Source organism: Shewanella sp. SM69 (assembly GCF_025653985.1).
Classification (GTDB): domain Bacteria; phylum Pseudomonadota; class Gammaproteobacteria; order Enterobacterales; family Shewanellaceae; genus Shewanella; species Shewanella oncorhynchi.
This window is the reverse complement of the sequence record NZ_JAKKRV010000018.1, coordinates 88,971-104,556: the sequence shown is the minus strand read 5'-3', so window position 1 is coordinate 104,556 and position 15,586 is coordinate 88,971. Positions and strand designations below refer to the sequence as shown.

Here is a 15,586-nt window from a genome sequence, read left to right as displayed (position 1 = left end):
ATCATCATTGAGGTCATCGGCACAGATCCCCGGGCCAATCAGGCGTTCTACAGGCTTGTTGGCAAAGAATTGCGGGAACATGTGCAAGGTCGAACTATGAAAGCCAAGACCGTTCAGTATCATCGCCACCAACGCTTCACCATGTGAGACTTTGTAGGGCGGCGTTTTGGGTAGCACCGCATCAATCATGCGAGCAATGCCGAGTTCTTGGCAAAGTGCAGCGACCAAACCAAGGTGGTCGAGGTTACGGATAGAGATAGCGGGAGCGGCCATGATGAATTACCTGCAAAAGAGAGTAATAGATCAGAATGACCGATCGCCGTCAAGTTTTTTAAATCGAAAATTAGGTGCGGAATGACGGTTTCACGCGCCCAGTCGTAGGCTTGGCGATGATTGTCTAACGAGACTAGGCTGACTGCCAGCTCAACAAAGCCAGCCGCTCGAAGTGCTTCACATTGTTCAAGGTATTTGTCCATTTCGCTTGCGGCAGCAAGAAACGCATCCTCAATTTTTTCGTAGTCTGAAGAAGTGCAGTTGCTAACATCTGACTCGTCAGTGATTTCTTTAACAAACGCTTCTCTTGGGTCTACTGATTGAGTTTCCATCTATTTTTCCTCATTGGGTTATCTACTGTGAATAGGCTACCAATGATTGAATTTCTGGCAAATTTCAGATCTGGTGGATTAGACCTTCGGGAAAATATAGGTGCGTTCTATCTCGAAGCAGTGCAACGGTACTTTGTTAGCGCCGTACTCAGAATTAAAGTTGACCGTGGCTTCAAAATACCTGACGCGGGATACCCCAGCCTGCTTGTAAAAGTAATCAGCGGTTTGAGAGCGGTCATCGTTGTAGCCGCTCAACAAACTAAACTCTCGATGGATCCCCCCAAAAGCCTTCACGAAGGGATAGTACAATCTTGAGCGACTGCCATCATCAAAATCAGACTGATAACCGAGCTGTTTACCTACAGGCGAAGTCTCAGAGCAATCCAATTGGGTAAAGGATTTTTTCTGTTCTATTCCACCGTCTGCGTAAACACAGAGTGAACACGCTAGAGCTACTGAACACAAAAATCTGACTTTCATTTTAACCTTCCTTTTATCCACAATTTTTGTGAATAACGCTTGGATATGCTTAATACAAAATTAGGTTTCATCTGTTTCATCAGCAATTTAACACAAAATCCCCAGATAGAATCAAATCTATAGGGGCTAAATTACATCTTAGGCAGCTTCTTAGGTGCCTTGATGAAACAGAATATAGGCTGCGCCATTATCAATGGCCTCTAGGACCGCACCCCTGATTTCCTGCGGCACATCATCTATTGATACATCACCATCTTCATCGGAAATGCAGCAGGTGTTCACAACGAACTCCCAAATGCCGCAGTTATCCGCGTCATGGTTCTTGCGATGCGTATACGTCGCGATTTCTTCAATCCATGCCCAGACAGGCGTTTGCTCTGGCGTATCGTATTCAACGTATTCAGCCACATTGATGTCAGCAATATTCAGTATTTCCACTACCCTTTCCTCTCAGAATTATCGAGCCATTTGACTCATGCTCATTAACTCATATTGGGAAATTCACGCAAAAATTCGGGGTTCCCAGGCACGAATCAACTTACTCTGTTAACCTATTACTTTAATATTTTTTCGGTCACCATATATGGTTGTAAATTACGCACAAAAAACCGCTCATTGGGAGCGGAAACTCACTTGCGTGGATTGCGCCTGCAAGAGAGACTGTGATGGCCAGTGATAACATCTTGTATTTCACAGAAACATCCTTATATAGCACTATTGAAAAATTTAAGATTAATGTTTGCGGATAACATCGATTTCTTTCGAGCAAGCATAAATTCGCTTTGCCTTTCTCCCGAATCCATTAAACCCATATTTGAAAATATTTTGGCTCCGACTTATTGGGATCGGCCAGTTAAAGGCATGGCGCCGCAGGCTTTATGAGCCCCAGTGGACAGAACAAAAGCCGCTAAAAAGCGGCCATTTGAATAATCCCTACGAGTTATCGACGATAGTTATAATTCTGTTTCTGTGTATTTTGTGGGTAACCGCCCTGTGGTTGAGGCTGGTAACCGCCCTGTTGCTGTTGCTGTTGCTGTTGCTGTGGAGCATTTTGCTGGTAACCTTGCTGCTGCGGGGCATTTTGCTGGTAACCAGAGCTTTGGCCAGCACTGTCCTTTTGTGAGCTACCTAAAAGCTGTACCTGACCATCAAAGTCCACGACTACCTCTGTTGTGTAACGGTCTTGGCCGTTAGCATCTTTATATTTACGAGTCTTTTGCTTGCCTTCAATATAGACCTGACGGCCTTTACCACCGTATTGATTAATAATCTCTGCCAGCTTGCCCCAGACAACAATCTTGTGCCAATCGGTCACCTCTTGCTGAATACCCGCTTGGTCTTTCCAAGTGTCACTCGTGGCCACACTGAAATTTGCTACGCTTGAACCACTAGGAAGTGTTTTAAAATCAATATCCTGACCGATATTACCAACGATGATAACTTTATTAACTGAACCCATTTAGCTCTCTCCAAAGAAGTAATTAACGAGTATATTAAAACACAGACTCATAATCGCACAAATTTTGTATATTTAAATATTACTTGCCACCAGTTCCACACAGAACGTTGATACCGCCCTACCTACTCGCTTAGAAATCGCTTTCATTAGCAGAGTAATCTGCACGTATGCGGCAATTAGCTTGCTACGGCTCGGATCTTCTAGTCGTATCCAAAGAGAATGAAATGGATCGTTTACGTTGTTGCTTAGACAACCGTTGGCCAGCTGTAACAGATAACCCTGCACGTCCAGCCCAGTACCGGACTTCAATGACGAATACGATTTCACAGTTAATGGCTGACGATCACCAGCATGGATACACAAGCGGAAATCCTGCTTGTCGTGAGTAAGCACTGCATCGGCACCATAGAAACTAAATGCTTTACCAATTGGGTCGAGATTGCCGCTCGAAATCTCTGAATAGACAGCGTGAACAAACAACGCCTTTTGAGCGGGAGTAATATCCGGCGTTGGCTGCTCGCAAACTCTGGCACCGTGGTTAATTAACGTGTCAAACAATGAAAGCAGACTGTGTAAGGCGTTAACTTCGTTATCGGGCCACAACGAAGACAGTAAATCGGTTAACTGACTAGAGCTGGATAGTTTCATGAATGCCTCGCAATCAGGGAAAGATGGCCCGATATTCGCACCTGAATCAATTCACGCAAATTTGCTATCCCCTCCCCTGCCACGATTCACCGCAGAATTTCAATATAAATACCGTGTGACCACCAGAGTTTACTCGTCTACTCATAGATTTTTCTCGTCTGCTCTGGAGTGGCTTTCACAGTTTGATGCTAGAAATCAATACTGATACACAAATATATAGATCAAAATCTATCTGTTCCAGAAAATTACATTTAAAATCAGCAACTAACGCAAATTACAAATCATTTTTCCTCCTTGAAAAAATCTGAATCAAAAACTTAACAAAATTGCGCAAAAAAAATACAGATTTTTAATTGAAAGATCCTGTTGTTCAGCATGGAAAATAAATATATATAGAACAGCAGTTTACACTTGAATGACGAATTTTAATCACATTTTAAGACGAGTAAACTATATGGATTACACGAATAAAATATTGGTGTATTACGAGTAAAATATTGTGCAAACACGAAAACAATATTGAGAAACACGAATAAAATATAGGAGTCAACTTGTAAAAATTGGTAGGACACGAAAAAAATATGGAGTAAACACGAAAAAAATATGGAATAGCTATTTGGTGACCGTTATATTGATGCTACGGGAGGATGCCATGACAGATAAAACAAACAACACGCAGATTCAAAATGGTTCAGATGGGGTAACAACAACATCGAAAAAGGTCAAAACTGACAAATTTGATGTTCATCCTGAAGCGCAGCTGCCTCAGACTTATAGAAAGAACCACAATTTAATCTACAGTCGCATTTCAATGACGACTCATGAGCAAAATCTACTAGCTCTATTTCTGATCCAGATGCAAAAGACAGAATGGAAAGAAGATACCCAGCTCGAAATTTCTATCCCAGCTTCAAGATTGGCTGATTGGCTGGAAGTCGAATCCAAAAGCCTAGCTGCAACAATTAAACCTGTGGCACTTCGGCTTCAGAAACGAACTGTTCTAGCAGAGCACCCAACAACTCATGAATTTGAATCATCCGTGCTTTTTCCTACAGTGAAATACGCTCGAGGAAAGTTAACAATGGTTCCAAACTATGATTTGAGAGATTTCTTCCACGATGCTTCTAAGGGTTATGCTTCGGTCAACGTAGCAAGATTCCTACGACTGCGAGGTAAATACTCTAAACCGATGTATGACCTATTATCTCGGTTCAAAACACCTGACAAGCAGTTGTATAAAACAGACGTTATAACGCTCAAAGGTGTTTTCGGGTTAGTTGACGACAAAGATAACTATCTTCCAGGCAAGAAAACGATGAAGGACACATCGGTGTTCGTTAATCAGGCACTTGTAAAGTCGATTGAAGAAATAGAAGAAGCCTGTGGTGACGAATTGATGTTTTTCAACACAGATGCGTCGGGCAAAAAACGTCATGGCATTATCGAAAATAAAACTGGCAACAAAATCACGAGCATCGAGTTCGAGTACCTTTGGATAGATCAATTCATTAAATTGCATCCAATGGATCTCGAGGCGGCAGCGGAAGTCGCAATGAATGCAGAAAATCGCCTCCGTTTGAAGAAAGAAAAGATTACACAGGAAGAGACCGAGCAGCTGGCCGTCGCATACTACGTACTTTCAACACACTATGAAAAATACAGACCCCGCTGTAGAGAGTTATTTTACGATATCTACAAACACTACCGAAAAATTTCAATTGAAAAAGCGGAAAACTATACAGAATCGGAACGGCCCAAACTAAAGAGTTCAGCCCTCGATAAATTAGACTTCTTGTTAAACGTCGAAACCGACAAATAACTCCTCCCCTATCACTCCCTAGATCTATTCCAGTAGTTTACTCAATTGCGAGTAAACTACTGGGTTGCACACGAATAAAATACACAGAAAGTCACGAGTAAACTGCTGGTATATACACTAGCAAACTACATGAGTATTTAGTCAAAAATCTTAAAACCTATGTATCAAGGACTTACATTGAAAATATTACGAGTAAACTACATGTCTCGACACGTATAAACTCTATGAGTCACACGAATAAACTAATTGTTTAAGTACAAAGTTTATTCAATTTAGGGAGTCAACCCTATTTTTAGTACAATAAATAAGCTAATTTTTAGGTTGTGGATAAGTACACTAATAAACTCTATGGGTAACACGAGTAAAATCAGGGTATTACACGAGTAGACTCAAGTTTGATCACGAATTAGATCTGGGTGTAAAACGAGTTAGATCTGGGTAATCGACGAGTTAGATCTAGGAGTAAAGCGAAAAAACTATTTAAAAAACTATCTTAAGTTGCTGAAAAATTAAGGTAATACTTTCCTTATAGATCTTTATATCTTTCATAGTTCTTAATAAAAAGATCATATTTTTTTATAATCCCAAGCAAATAGATCGTTTATTTGATCTTCTTAAGATCAAAAGCATCAACCCCCTCATTAAGACCTGAACCAATGCACTAATGGGCATTACGATCATTTTAGACAATATCACTAAAAAACCCCCTACTAATCATAATGAAAATCTCTCTGGGATTATTCAGTGGATTTATCTCATGCAGTCAAAAACTAGCTACAAGGTGCGGAAAATAACTCACTCAATATGAGGTGTGTATTTTTACGCACTTACTATTGAAATCCACACCTTTTAGCAGTAGTCTTATACGCAATTGATAAATGGAGTTAAATTTCGATGAATGATCACTTCAGAGACAAAATGCAAATCACTGCTGACAGAGCACGTAAAATGCTCAATACAATGTCAGACTCTATTTCTAAGCACAAAATCGAATTTGGTTTAGACACCTTTCACCAGCGTTACTCAAAAGGCGCATTAGCCAACTTGAGAGGCCTTACACGTAAAATCGTGGAAAAGTCGATTAATGAGATGGAAGCTGCCGGTTACAAATTCGATAAAAAACTAAACGGTAGTGTTGAGGTTTATGATCTCACTGTTGAACAGGTAATCGATATTTACAAGCATCGTGGACACAAAGCGTTAAGAGAAAAATTTGAACGCGGCTATGTAGTATTCCTTTGTAACCTCAAAGGCGGTGTAAGTAAGACAGTTTCTACAGTGAACATTGCCCAAGCGTTACGTTGCCACTCTGAAATGATCCAGCATGACTTAAAAGTGTTAGTGCTGGACATTGATCCTCAAAGCTCAGCCAGTATGTTCATGAGCCATAAAAACTCTATTGGCACTATTGATAACACAGTTGTACAAGCGGTGTTTCAAGACCTGACCCGTGAAGAGCTATTAGATGAGTTTGTCATACCTACTCAAGTTCCAGGTGTAGACATCATACCTTCAAGCATCGCAGATGCGTTTATTGCTTCACAATGGGAAGCTCTATGCGTTCAGCGTTTTGGTTCGGATATTAATCCGTTTGAGGCTTTATCTCGCAACGTGTGTGAAAAGCTGATCAACGATTACGATTTTATCTTTATCGACTGCGGCCCACACTTAGACTCACTTTTAAAAAGCGCATTGTGTGCAGCTGACGTCTTAGTTACTCCGTTACCACCATCAACTGTCGATTTGCATTCAACATTGCAATATGTGACTCGTATTCCTGAAATGCTAGATCATTTAGAAGCAGAAGGCGCAGCAACAAATCTAAAAGGCCATTTGGCATTTATGTCTAAGTATTCGCAGAGCGAACAGGATATTAACAGCTCAATGATTGCTAACGCTGTTTTTGCTGAAGACATGATGATGGCTAGCATTCCTGAATTATCTGCTTTCAAGCGTTGTGCAGAAACATTTGATACCGTTGTGTCAGTACATCCTGGTAGCTACACAGGGGACTCAAAAGCCCTTAAAAAAGCTAGAGAGTCACTAGACCAATTTACCTTGGCGCTATTCCAACACATTTCAAGAATTAGAGGATCAGAATATGGTTTCTAATCCTAAAGAAGCACGTAAACGCGTACCCTTCGGAAGATCCTTAATTGACTCTGCTGGTTTAAATAGCCAATTACATCCAGAATCTGCTGAGTCTGCACTCGTTGCTAATACTGATGTACGGAACGAATCAGCCGCTGCAATTAAAATTAAATTGTCCAGTGGTCGTACTCTTACATTCACTCGTAAGCACTTAACGGCAGAAGAACTCAAAACAAAGTCTTTTGTACACCCATTTAACCCGCGTCCCGCTGCCGATGTAACTCCAAATTCATTGCTGCTCATCCGTGAAACAATAGCAAAAGTGCAATTTTCAGATGCATTGGCAACACGAGATTCTACTGGCTATCACTTGTTTGATGGTCAGCGCCGCCGCATGGCAGCAATCTTAGAGGGTTCCGGTCTAAATGTGCTGTTTACTGATTTTGAGCTCACGGAAGAAGAAGTTCACGAAATCGTTAAATACGTCCAAACCTCAGAAAAGTACAGTTACCGAGATGCTGGTTTTCAGATGAAAAAAGCACTCGCTAAAAACGAGATTGAGATTGCTAACAATGACGAAAAAGAAAAGCCTCAAAAACTCTCCCTAAGAGATCTAGCTGTTCAATTCGACGTTTCTTATTCGTATGTAACGAGAGCGCTGAAGGCCACAGAAATTCCAGATGAAATTATTGAGTTGTTCCCCTGCCCTTCTGCTTTAAGTTCGACACAGATTATGGCTCTTTATGACATTACTCAAAAGCATCAACTTTCCGTTTTATTGAACGAGCATTTACTATCGGCAATAGAAAACATTCGCATAGATGCAAATGAAAGCGGAACATCGGTAGCGGGATTATTCGATGTTGATGGCCTGAAAAACAGTCAGATACTGAAGGTGTTTGAAGATTTCGATAAGCAATTAAAACCCAAGAAGTTGGCAAATGATAAAATTGCAGAGGGTAATGACCGCAATCGTTGGGCTAGATTATCTACTCAAAACCGAAAGACAAAGGTGGAAGTGACAAGGTTGTCGGAGCAAGAGATTGAGAAGCTAAAACAATTCTTAATTGATTTAGTAGAAGCTAAAAACCAGTAGTAAAAAGAAACTGACAGGCCGACCGCCAAGCCTGACCTGTCATGCACCAACAAACATACTTATTCGGAGTATTTATGTCAGCAGAAGTGATGTTAACACTAGCCACGGCCTTAAACAACGCGATTACCAATAAACAACCATTCAGACTTCCTGCAATGAAGTTCTATGAACTGGCGGAACTTAATCGTTGTTGCGCGAAATTGAGACAGAGGGCCCATTAAGAAAATGAAGCCAGCAGTGATGCTGGTTTTTTTGAGTGATTCGGTGGAATCAAGCGTTAAAATATTGGATATATATTTTAAATACAACAACTTAAGAGATTTTTAGTTTGGTGCGTTTTTTAGATAGAACCTAAATATCTGCACCAAGCAGCCTAGCGCGTAAGGTGTTGATAGTAATATGTATTTTAATTTTTTATATCAGTGATTCCACCGAATCAAGCCCGAGTTTTCTGCCCAGCCCTGGTATAGTGTTAAGCTCTAACTGATTTCGTTCCGCCCAGTCCCGCAATATTTCAATCAATGCTGGATTGTTTAGCTTAAACGCTGCTGCATAAGCCTCCCCTTTTAGCACAAACCCGTTTGCTCCGGCATCTAGTATCGCCTTAGCAATCTCAGGCTGATTTGAAGTAATTGCCGCACGCAGCAAAACACCATTCCTAAAGTTCAATAGATTACCCGTGAGCCCTGCTGAGATGTACTTGGCCACCAAGTGAGGTTTTTTATCGTAAATGGCCTTAAGTGCTTTGAGTTGCAGATTCATGTTCCTTCTCCTCCCTATCGAGTTGCAGCCAGAGAAGATTTACGTCTTGCCAATTTGATAACAGACTTGCCTTGTTCGGTGTAGCCTCGGTACTCGTTTTTCTTAATGCTATTTTTCATATTCTCAAGAATTATTGGCAGATCTTGCTCAGCGATAGTCCAATCATCATCGTGAAGCTCAAACACTTCACAAATTGCACAATCTCCCGTTTCTACGGTAATGAGTGGGAATAGACGCTCTGCATACTCGGTTTCTTTCAAATGTGGCTTAATCACTTTTAAGTAAAACACAGCTTGCAAATCGTAGCGTAAGTCTGCGAACTGGTAGGCAGCTAATGCTGGGTTAGCACTGCGCGTGGTTTTCAAATCGCAAGGAACAATGAATTTTTTTACGGCAGTTAACCAATCCACTTTACACTTAAGCATCAATCCGGTCTCAGGATCTCTTGTAAAGAATGCGACCTCCGCCATACCGTTTTTACGATTTAAAAATTTGTTCGCGTGAGCGTTGCGTTCAATGGCTTGATTGAGTCCGATAACACTATCAAACATCTCCTTTGACACTGGCAGCTTAAGCGCCTTAAGCGCGATGTGTTGATTATCCTGAAGTAATTTAATGATTGCAGCACAGGTCACCGTAGACTGAAGTTCGGTATCGCATAACGCAAAACACTCGTCACCAATATTCGCTTTTATCCACTCCAATTGACGAGACTCGAACGGTTTTTGCGGAGCGTTGGCTTGCTCAAGACGTTTGATTAATTCGGCAATTGTGCCGCTGGTTGTTAGTTTGTTGGCTGTGCAGGCATCTTTAAGCTCGGTTAATGATTTTGGATCATCTGGGAATTGCTCTGAGTCGAGCAGAGCAAATCTGCGAGCATTAAATACATCGGCTCCCTCTAGTGTTAATTCATGGCTTAGAACACCGGACTCGCGGGATTTAGCGCTGAAATTTTTACCTTTACCGTTGATATACGCTTGTTCGTATTTCATTGGGCTATCTGCATAGCACTTAACCTGACTTGAGCTAATGGCATCTAATGAGTGATACACATCGTTTGGAATATCTGAGTAAACACCTTCGATAAGTTCACCGGTGTCAGATAAGAATTGTGCTTTGCCGTCCACATAACCAGGCTTGACTAAATGCGTCAGGCTTGCGGGGATGATGCTTGAGGTTTGCTGGCTGGTGATGGTAACCGTGCTCACGCTGGCAGGATCAAAAAATGCGTTCATAGCAGAATTTAACGCATCTAAATCAAAATCAAATGAACTCATGATACTCACTCCAAAAATCTAAATCTTCAATTGCAACCATCATTACACGGCTTCCAAATGAGGCAAATTTTTAGAAATGGAGCAAAAAAATGCCCGCAAGAGCGGGCTATTGGAGTGAGCTTTTAGCTAATAGCTATAAGTTCTAGTTGTTTTAATAATGACTGCATCATACCAATCAAATTTTATTGCGCAAGAAATTCACGAAAAATGACTTGAAAATTGACTTGTGGATGCAAAACTGCTGAAATGCACAACACACTTTTTGGATTGTAAGCGCTATGAGTATCAAGAAAAGGATAACCAAAATTGCGTTAGCAGTATCGCTTGGTTTGTGTCATCCGCTGGCTATGGCCAACAGTGGCTTAGATGCTTTGTTAGAGGCTAACAAATCAGCTAAGCAGTCACAAACACAACCAGAGAAAATGCCGGAAGGAGAGGGTAAGGAGCTTATCAAGAATGCTTTCTCGATGTTAAACGACATCGTATGGTCTCAAGCGCTTCCCGTGAAAGGTATGGTGATGATGGTCTCTCGAGATGGTACTCAAGTGCTCGCCTCCACGGATGGAAGGATTCTCGTTAAAGGCGGCGAGGTATTCGATGGCTGGAACCGTTCACCTATAGCAACTGAAGCCAACGCAAAGGCGGCATGGCTTGCCAAGATTGATAAGGTCTTAGGGGTTTCTGTGAAGGATATGGCTGCATATTACATTGGTGATTTAGCAAAAACAGAGCCCGATCTAGTTGTATTTGTAGATCCTTTATCGAAGTTAAACGCTGACCTATTTAACAAGCTCCTTTCGATTAAAGGTAAGCAAATCGCGTTACTGCTTACCCCAATAGTGAATGGTAAAGAGGCTGCGATCAGAGCTAGGGAGCTGTGGTGCGCCAAAGACCAAAGTGAATCCCTACGATTGCTAGTTAACAGTGGTTTCACCACAGCCCCAGAAACCCTCGAAAACTGCGACATTAAAAAGCTATCCACCACGATTGGGGTTACTCAATTTCTACAGATCCGTCGTTTACCCTATTTCGTTAACGGACACGGACTGCACAACGTCGGATTACCCGATTCATTAACTGATTTCATTTCCCAAACGGAGAAATAATGATTACTCGAGCATTAAAATTAGGCATGGTCGCAGTTAGTTTGGCAACTCTTTTTGGATGTCAGTCGATGTTCGAAACGGGTGAAGAACCTACGGTTTGTGTGAACACTCAAAACAGCGGATTACCCTGTACCACCACTAGAGAAATTCTGAAACTGGCTGATACACCAGGCGGCATTGAGGCAGAAAAAGCGCGGCGAGCAGCTGCAAGCGATGAAGATTGCCCTGACTGTAACGTACCTAAGAAGTCAGTGGCTACCTCCGGCGCAATGGCCAATCAATCCGGCTATGGCTTGGACGCTAACGGCCAACCAATTACCCTGAATGACGTCAGTAATGCTTACATGTTTAGGGCTGATAACAACCGTGCATTACCCGCACCAGAGCCTATCGCTGTTCGACAGGCGCCCAAAATGCTTCGTGTTGCATTTGCTCCATGGCAAGACGACAAAGGCCGTTTACAGAACGTCGGTTATGTCTATACCGAAATTGAAACCCGTAAATACACCTATGGCCGTGAAGCATTCAACATGCCTGCTCAAATCACTCCGCTTTATATTCGTCAGCAATCCATTGAAGAAGAGCGAAGGGGTAACCCAAGCGAAATTAACGGAGTTGGCATTAAGACAGGTAAACCTGGGCGTAATAATTTCAATGCTGATCTAGAAGCGGCAAAGGCCACTTTGGACCAAGCGCCAAAAGCAGTTCAAGAAGCGTTACGCGCTAACGGCAATTAACACGGGTGCGAAATGACAACTGTAAATAACTGGAAAAATAGTCAAGGCATTGAGAAATATTCCTCAATCATCCCAATCTTAGATGAATTTGTGAGTGAGGAAGGGGAGCATCTTGGTTACATCTTAGAAGGGGGTTACCTTGGCGTAACGTGGCTATGTCCACCGTCAGGTGGTTATGGTGCAAATACGATTTCCACGCTGGATTCGATTTTCAAAAAAGTCTATCCAGAAGGGACTGTGCTGCAATTCTCGCTAGTGGCTTCAGACGACTTAGTAACAGTGTTAGACAATTACCGACATTGCCGTGGCAAGCGTAATCGGTTCGATACGGTCATTGATAATGACAATATGACCGAATACATGGTTGATTATTATAAAGCGCTTGCTGATACCTCAATCCCTTCGCGAGATATGGAAGGTGTACCGCTTCGCAACTTCGAGGTATGGGCCTCAATCAAGGTGCCTATCAAGAAAGCCATGCCGACTACAGAGGAAGTCGAAGATTTTGTAGATATGGCTAACAACCATGAAGCGTCATTACAACAAATCTTTGGTGTAGCGACCAAAATGCAACCTGAGATCCTAATTAACCGATTGCAGATGATCCACAACCCATCCCCGAATGCAGTTTGGCGCCGTGGAATTAAAGTAGATGGTAGACAAGGCTGTTACCGTTCTACTCAGCCCATCCGTGCGCAGTTGCTTGAACCTGGCACTGAGGTCAAAGTCGATGGTTCTGATTATATGGCGATTAAAGCGGAAGATGGTTCTACACGATTTATTCAAAGTGTGAGCATTAAAGAGTTCCCAGATTCCATTTACCAAGGCACGTTACATTTAATGACTGGCGATTGGTTGAAAGGGGATGATGGCGCTATTCCCGGCAATTTCATGATCAACCTTGTTGTTGAAATGAGCCCTAAGAAAGTCGCTAAGGATTACTCCAAGCGCCGCCTAATGGCCAAACAGATAGGTGAAGGTCCGTGGGCTCGTTGGATTTCGTCTTTGAAATACGGCCTGCAAGATTTTGAATACTACGAGCATTATCTAGAGCGAGAAAAGGCTCAGCATTGCCGCTTTCATTTAAACTTTCAAATGTGGGGACCGACTTTAAAGTCAGTTAAGAACTGCACTAAAAAACTAATCACGCGCATGGAAGGCTTTAGTTGGTCAGCTGGCGTGGATAGCTTGATTGGCCGTTTCACTTGGCTAAATGGTCTGCCAATGTGTACCTCAAGTGAAGTCAGTAGTTTCATTGAACGCTTTGACTTTCTCCCTAGTAACTTGGTCAAGTTCTTCGTTCCTATGGTGGCATCGTGGCCAGGAAACGCAGTGCGACACCCTGTGCTGACATACATTGCCCGTGATGGTCAGTTAATCACCTTTGACCCATTAAAGTCAGACTCCAATTACAACATCTTTATAACCGCAACCTCTGGCGCTGGGAAGTCGGTCTCTGCTAACTATTTGATTGAAGGTCTACTTTCAACCGGAGAAAACCGTTATCCAGATGCACTTGGTAATATCCACGGTGATCCTGATGGTGGCCGCGTATTCATCATCGACTCAGGTCGCTCATACGTTAAAACAACAGAGTTGTACGCAGGACAGTTCGTAGAGGTTATTCCGGACAACCGCTTTGCGTTTAACCTATGTCCTTTTAAGAGTATCGACGAATCTCAAAAAGATACTGATGAAGGCGTTGTAGATAGTGACGCTAACAACTATTTAGGCGCTCAAGGTGAAATGCTGTTGAACATCCTGAAGTTGATGGCTTTCCCACTTGGAGACTGTAACAGCTATCAATACTCTGCAATGTCAGTATTGCTCATGCAACTGTGGAACGAGAAGGGTAGGGAAACCAGTATTGACGATTTCGCTGATGCTTGTGCTAAACATCCCCGAGAAGAAGTTCAACAAATCAGCGACCAATTGACTCCTTGGTGTTACTTACGCGGTGGCCAAAACAGTTGGATGTTCAACCCTAGCAAGCCGCCCATTCAGTTTGAGAAGGATTTAGTGGTGTTAGAGCTAGACGGACTTAACGGTTCAGACCAGCTCAAAGCGGTGTGTATCATGCTGTGTATTCAACGTATTCAGCAGGAAATGTTTAGGCATGATCAACTGCATATTGTGAAAGCCTTTATTCTCGATGAAGCGTGGGAGTTCTTAAAGGAAAACAAGGGTGTAGATGAGCAGACCCGTCAGGTTCTTCAAACTCTGGCAAAATTCCTCGAATCTGGTTGGCGTCGTTTCCGTAAGTACAACAGCCTGGGTGTGTGTATTTCGCAATCGATGAAGGATGCCAACGAGTCGCCTGCGGGTATCGCGATGGCCAGTAACTCGGCTCACTTATTCTACCTCATGCAAAACGGTGAGGAACTGGCCCGACTCAATAAAGAGGGTAAGTTCATTGAGCAGGATTACCTTTTACTGAGGAATATCAAGACGGTTAGGCCGTTTTTCAGTGAAGTTCTGTTATGCAGTGGCGGCACAAAATCTGTAGGCAGGCTATATCTGCCAAGGGCTAAAGCACTGACTTACTCTACCGCTCCAGACGAGAAAAAACAGATTGAAATCATGATGAAAGACAAGGGGGTCGATATGTTTACCGCTTGCCAGATGATTGCTGAAAGGGAAGGAAAAGATCTAGTCGGGACATGGCGACGTCGATTCGACGCCAAAAATGAATCTTAGGCCTGCTGCTCGCAGGCCTCGCGTTCTTACTTAAAAGAATTGATTAGCGTTGATACTGGAAACAACTTCTTCAAGCTGTCTCTCAGGGAGGCTCGAATCTACCCCAGGGAAGGGGGATAACAGATGTTTATGGGCAACAGCGGAAATCGCTAATGTGATACTCGAATGTTCATTGGCAAGATACAGCTCTATTGCTTGCAGTGTTTCTTCAGGGAATGACCAGTGTCGAATGAACACAGGAAGTAGTTCTTGGTTGAGTGCTGTGCATTCACCAATTGTGACATTAATACCCATGTGATCAGCGTAACCAGCTACCAGCATAGCTCCACCGAATAACGCAATGCCTGTGATATACGAACTGGGTTTGCGCTGAATGTAGTCGAGTGCGATGGCGGTGTCGATTGAATAGTTTATGAGTTGAGTACTGACGTCATAAGCGGAGCTAGGCAACAGTTGTCTTAGCATGTAGGTAATGATCAGATTGACACTTCTGAGCGTTCCTAGTTTGGTGATTGCACGTTTTAAATCATCAAAGTTTTTAATGACGGGTAATGCAGCTGAATTGGCTACACGAAGGAACAACGCAGCGAGAGCAGCATCATTACCAACAAGTCGGTAAAGTTCATTAATGGGATCGTCGTGCTTCAAAATTTCCCTGATCTCCGGTACGGGGACATTTTTGATAAGTAAATCAAACTGAGCGCTTTGGGTTGCGTCAGTTATTGATTTAGCCGATATGGTGTAGTTAGCCATAAATCATCCATTAATTAACCGCTTAGACGCTTAGACGCTTAGACGCTTAGACTGAA

15 protein-coding genes are annotated in these 15,586 nt (G+C 42.6%); 6 read left to right on the top strand and 9 right to left on the bottom strand.

The genetic code is table 11. From position 1 onward, the window contains the following. The 6 genes from L5M37_RS20015 to L5M37_RS19990 all read right to left on the bottom strand — a co-directional run. A partial coding sequence (locus tag L5M37_RS20015; RefSeq protein ID WP_263201694.1) for a DUF4277 domain-containing protein occupies positions 1 to 273 on the bottom strand: 273 nt, incomplete at its 3' end. Then, positions 186 to 605 (bottom strand): hypothetical protein, encoded by a 420-nt coding sequence (locus L5M37_RS20010; RefSeq protein ID WP_263177134.1) that lies wholly within the window; start codon positions 603 to 605, stop codon positions 186 to 188. The genes L5M37_RS20015 and L5M37_RS20010, both read right to left, overlap by 88 nt. 78 nt (positions 606 to 683) lie before the next feature. Beyond that, positions 684 to 1,085: a hypothetical protein gene (locus tag L5M37_RS20005; protein WP_259216130.1), complete on the bottom strand. Its 402-nt coding sequence runs from the start codon at positions 1,083 to 1,085 to the stop codon at positions 684 to 686. A 150-nt stretch (positions 1,086 to 1,235) separates the two neighbouring features. Then, positions 1,236 to 1,523 (bottom strand): hypothetical protein, encoded by a 288-nt coding sequence (locus L5M37_RS20000; protein ID WP_259216129.1) that lies wholly within the window; start codon positions 1,521 to 1,523, stop codon positions 1,236 to 1,238. A gap of 502 nt (positions 1,524 to 2,025) precedes the next feature. Further along, positions 2,026 to 2,544: a single-stranded DNA-binding protein gene (locus L5M37_RS19995; protein ID WP_263148828.1), complete on the bottom strand. Its 519-nt coding sequence runs from the start codon at positions 2,542 to 2,544 to the stop codon at positions 2,026 to 2,028. A 72-nt stretch (positions 2,545 to 2,616) separates the two neighbouring features. Beyond that, complete coding sequence (locus L5M37_RS19990) at positions 2,617 to 3,192, bottom strand: hypothetical protein (RefSeq protein ID WP_263177133.1); 576 nt, start codon at positions 3,190 to 3,192, stop codon at positions 2,617 to 2,619. Between the two features lie 652 nt (positions 3,193 to 3,844). Between L5M37_RS19990 and L5M37_RS19985 the strand changes: the two genes are divergently transcribed. From L5M37_RS19985 to L5M37_RS19975, 3 genes are all read left to right on the top strand, one after another. Continuing rightward, the gene (locus L5M37_RS19985; RefSeq protein WP_259560892.1) at positions 3,845 to 5,011 is read left to right on the top strand and encodes a replication initiation protein; all 1,167 of its coding nucleotides are present in this window, start codon (positions 3,845 to 3,847) and stop codon (positions 5,009 to 5,011) included. 894 nt (positions 5,012 to 5,905) lie between these two features. Beyond that, the gene (locus L5M37_RS19980; protein WP_259216125.1) at positions 5,906 to 7,123 is read left to right on the top strand and encodes an AAA family ATPase; all 1,218 of its coding nucleotides are present in this window, start codon (positions 5,906 to 5,908) and stop codon (positions 7,121 to 7,123) included. Next, a complete protein-coding gene (locus L5M37_RS19975) occupies positions 7,113 to 8,198 on the top strand; it encodes a hypothetical protein (RefSeq protein ID WP_259216124.1) in 1,086 nt (361 codons plus the stop codon). Before L5M37_RS19980 ends, L5M37_RS19975 begins: the two co-directional genes overlap by 11 nt. 414 nt (positions 8,199 to 8,612) lie before the next feature. On the opposite strand, the gene L5M37_RS19970 is transcribed toward L5M37_RS19975, so the two are convergent. Then, positions 8,613 to 8,960: a hypothetical protein gene (locus L5M37_RS19970; protein ID WP_259216123.1), complete on the bottom strand. Its 348-nt coding sequence runs from the start codon at positions 8,958 to 8,960 to the stop codon at positions 8,613 to 8,615. 14 nt (positions 8,961 to 8,974) lie between these two features. Beyond that, complete coding sequence (locus L5M37_RS19965; RefSeq protein ID WP_259216122.1) at positions 8,975 to 10,237, bottom strand: PD-(D/E)XK nuclease-like domain-containing protein; 1,263 nt, start codon at positions 10,235 to 10,237, stop codon at positions 8,975 to 8,977. 278 nt (positions 10,238 to 10,515) lie between these two features. Between L5M37_RS19965 and L5M37_RS19960 the strand changes: the two genes are divergently transcribed. The 3 genes from L5M37_RS19960 to L5M37_RS19950 are packed head-to-tail and all read left to right on the top strand — an operon-like array spanning position 10,516 to position 14,777. After that, positions 10,516 to 11,343, top strand: a complete 828-nt coding sequence (locus tag L5M37_RS19960; RefSeq protein WP_263201693.1) for a hypothetical protein — start codon at positions 10,516 to 10,518, stop codon at positions 11,341 to 11,343. Further along, positions 11,343 to 12,080, top strand: a complete 738-nt coding sequence (locus L5M37_RS19955; RefSeq protein ID WP_259216118.1) for a TraV family lipoprotein — start codon at positions 11,343 to 11,345, stop codon at positions 12,078 to 12,080. Before L5M37_RS19960 ends, L5M37_RS19955 begins: the two co-directional genes overlap by 1 nt. 12 nt (positions 12,081 to 12,092) lie before the next feature. Next, positions 12,093 to 14,777 (top strand): TraC family protein, encoded by a 2,685-nt coding sequence (locus tag L5M37_RS19950; RefSeq protein WP_259216117.1) that lies wholly within the window; start codon positions 12,093 to 12,095, stop codon positions 14,775 to 14,777. A 30-nt stretch (positions 14,778 to 14,807) separates the two neighbouring features. Here L5M37_RS19950 and L5M37_RS19945 read toward each other — a convergent pair whose 3' ends face one another. Continuing rightward, complete coding sequence (locus tag L5M37_RS19945) at positions 14,808 to 15,530, bottom strand: HDOD domain-containing protein (RefSeq protein WP_259216116.1); 723 nt, start codon at positions 15,528 to 15,530, stop codon at positions 14,808 to 14,810. Positions 15,531 to 15,586: the final 56 nt, after the last annotated feature.

Bases quoted from the DNA above. Each gene is read 5' to 3' on its own strand.
- L5M37_RS20010 (WP_263177134.1), bottom strand. From the start codon at position 605: ATGGAAACTCAATCAGTAGACCCAAGAGAAGCGTTTGTTAAAGAAATC.
- L5M37_RS20005 (WP_259216130.1), bottom strand. From the start codon at position 1,085: ATGAAAGTCAGATTTTTGTGTTCAGTAGCTCTAGCGTGTTCACTCTGT.
- L5M37_RS19995 (WP_263148828.1), bottom strand. From the start codon at position 2,544: ATGGGTTCAGTTAATAAAGTTATCATCGTTGGTAATATCGGTCAGGAT.
- L5M37_RS19990 (WP_263177133.1), bottom strand. From the start codon at position 3,192: ATGAAACTATCCAGCTCTAGTCAGTTAACCGATTTACTGTCTTCGTTG.
- L5M37_RS19985 (WP_259560892.1), top strand. From the start codon at position 3,845: ATGACAGATAAAACAAACAACACGCAGATTCAAAATGGTTCAGATGGG.
- L5M37_RS19980 (WP_259216125.1), top strand. From the start codon at position 5,906: ATGAATGATCACTTCAGAGACAAAATGCAAATCACTGCTGACAGAGCA.
- L5M37_RS19975 (WP_259216124.1), top strand. From the start codon at position 7,113: ATGGTTTCTAATCCTAAAGAAGCACGTAAACGCGTACCCTTCGGAAGA.
- L5M37_RS19970 (WP_259216123.1), bottom strand. From the start codon at position 8,960: ATGAATCTGCAACTCAAAGCACTTAAGGCCATTTACGATAAAAAACCT.
- L5M37_RS19965 (WP_259216122.1), bottom strand. From the start codon at position 10,237: ATGAGTTCATTTGATTTTGATTTAGATGCGTTAAATTCTGCTATGAAC.
- L5M37_RS19960 (WP_263201693.1), top strand. From the start codon at position 10,516: ATGAGTATCAAGAAAAGGATAACCAAAATTGCGTTAGCAGTATCGCTT.
- L5M37_RS19955 (WP_259216118.1), top strand. From the start codon at position 11,343: ATGATTACTCGAGCATTAAAATTAGGCATGGTCGCAGTTAGTTTGGCA.
- L5M37_RS19950 (WP_259216117.1), top strand. From the start codon at position 12,093: ATGACAACTGTAAATAACTGGAAAAATAGTCAAGGCATTGAGAAATAT.
- L5M37_RS19945 (WP_259216116.1), bottom strand. From the start codon at position 15,530: ATGGCTAACTACACCATATCGGCTAAATCAATAACTGACGCAACCCAA.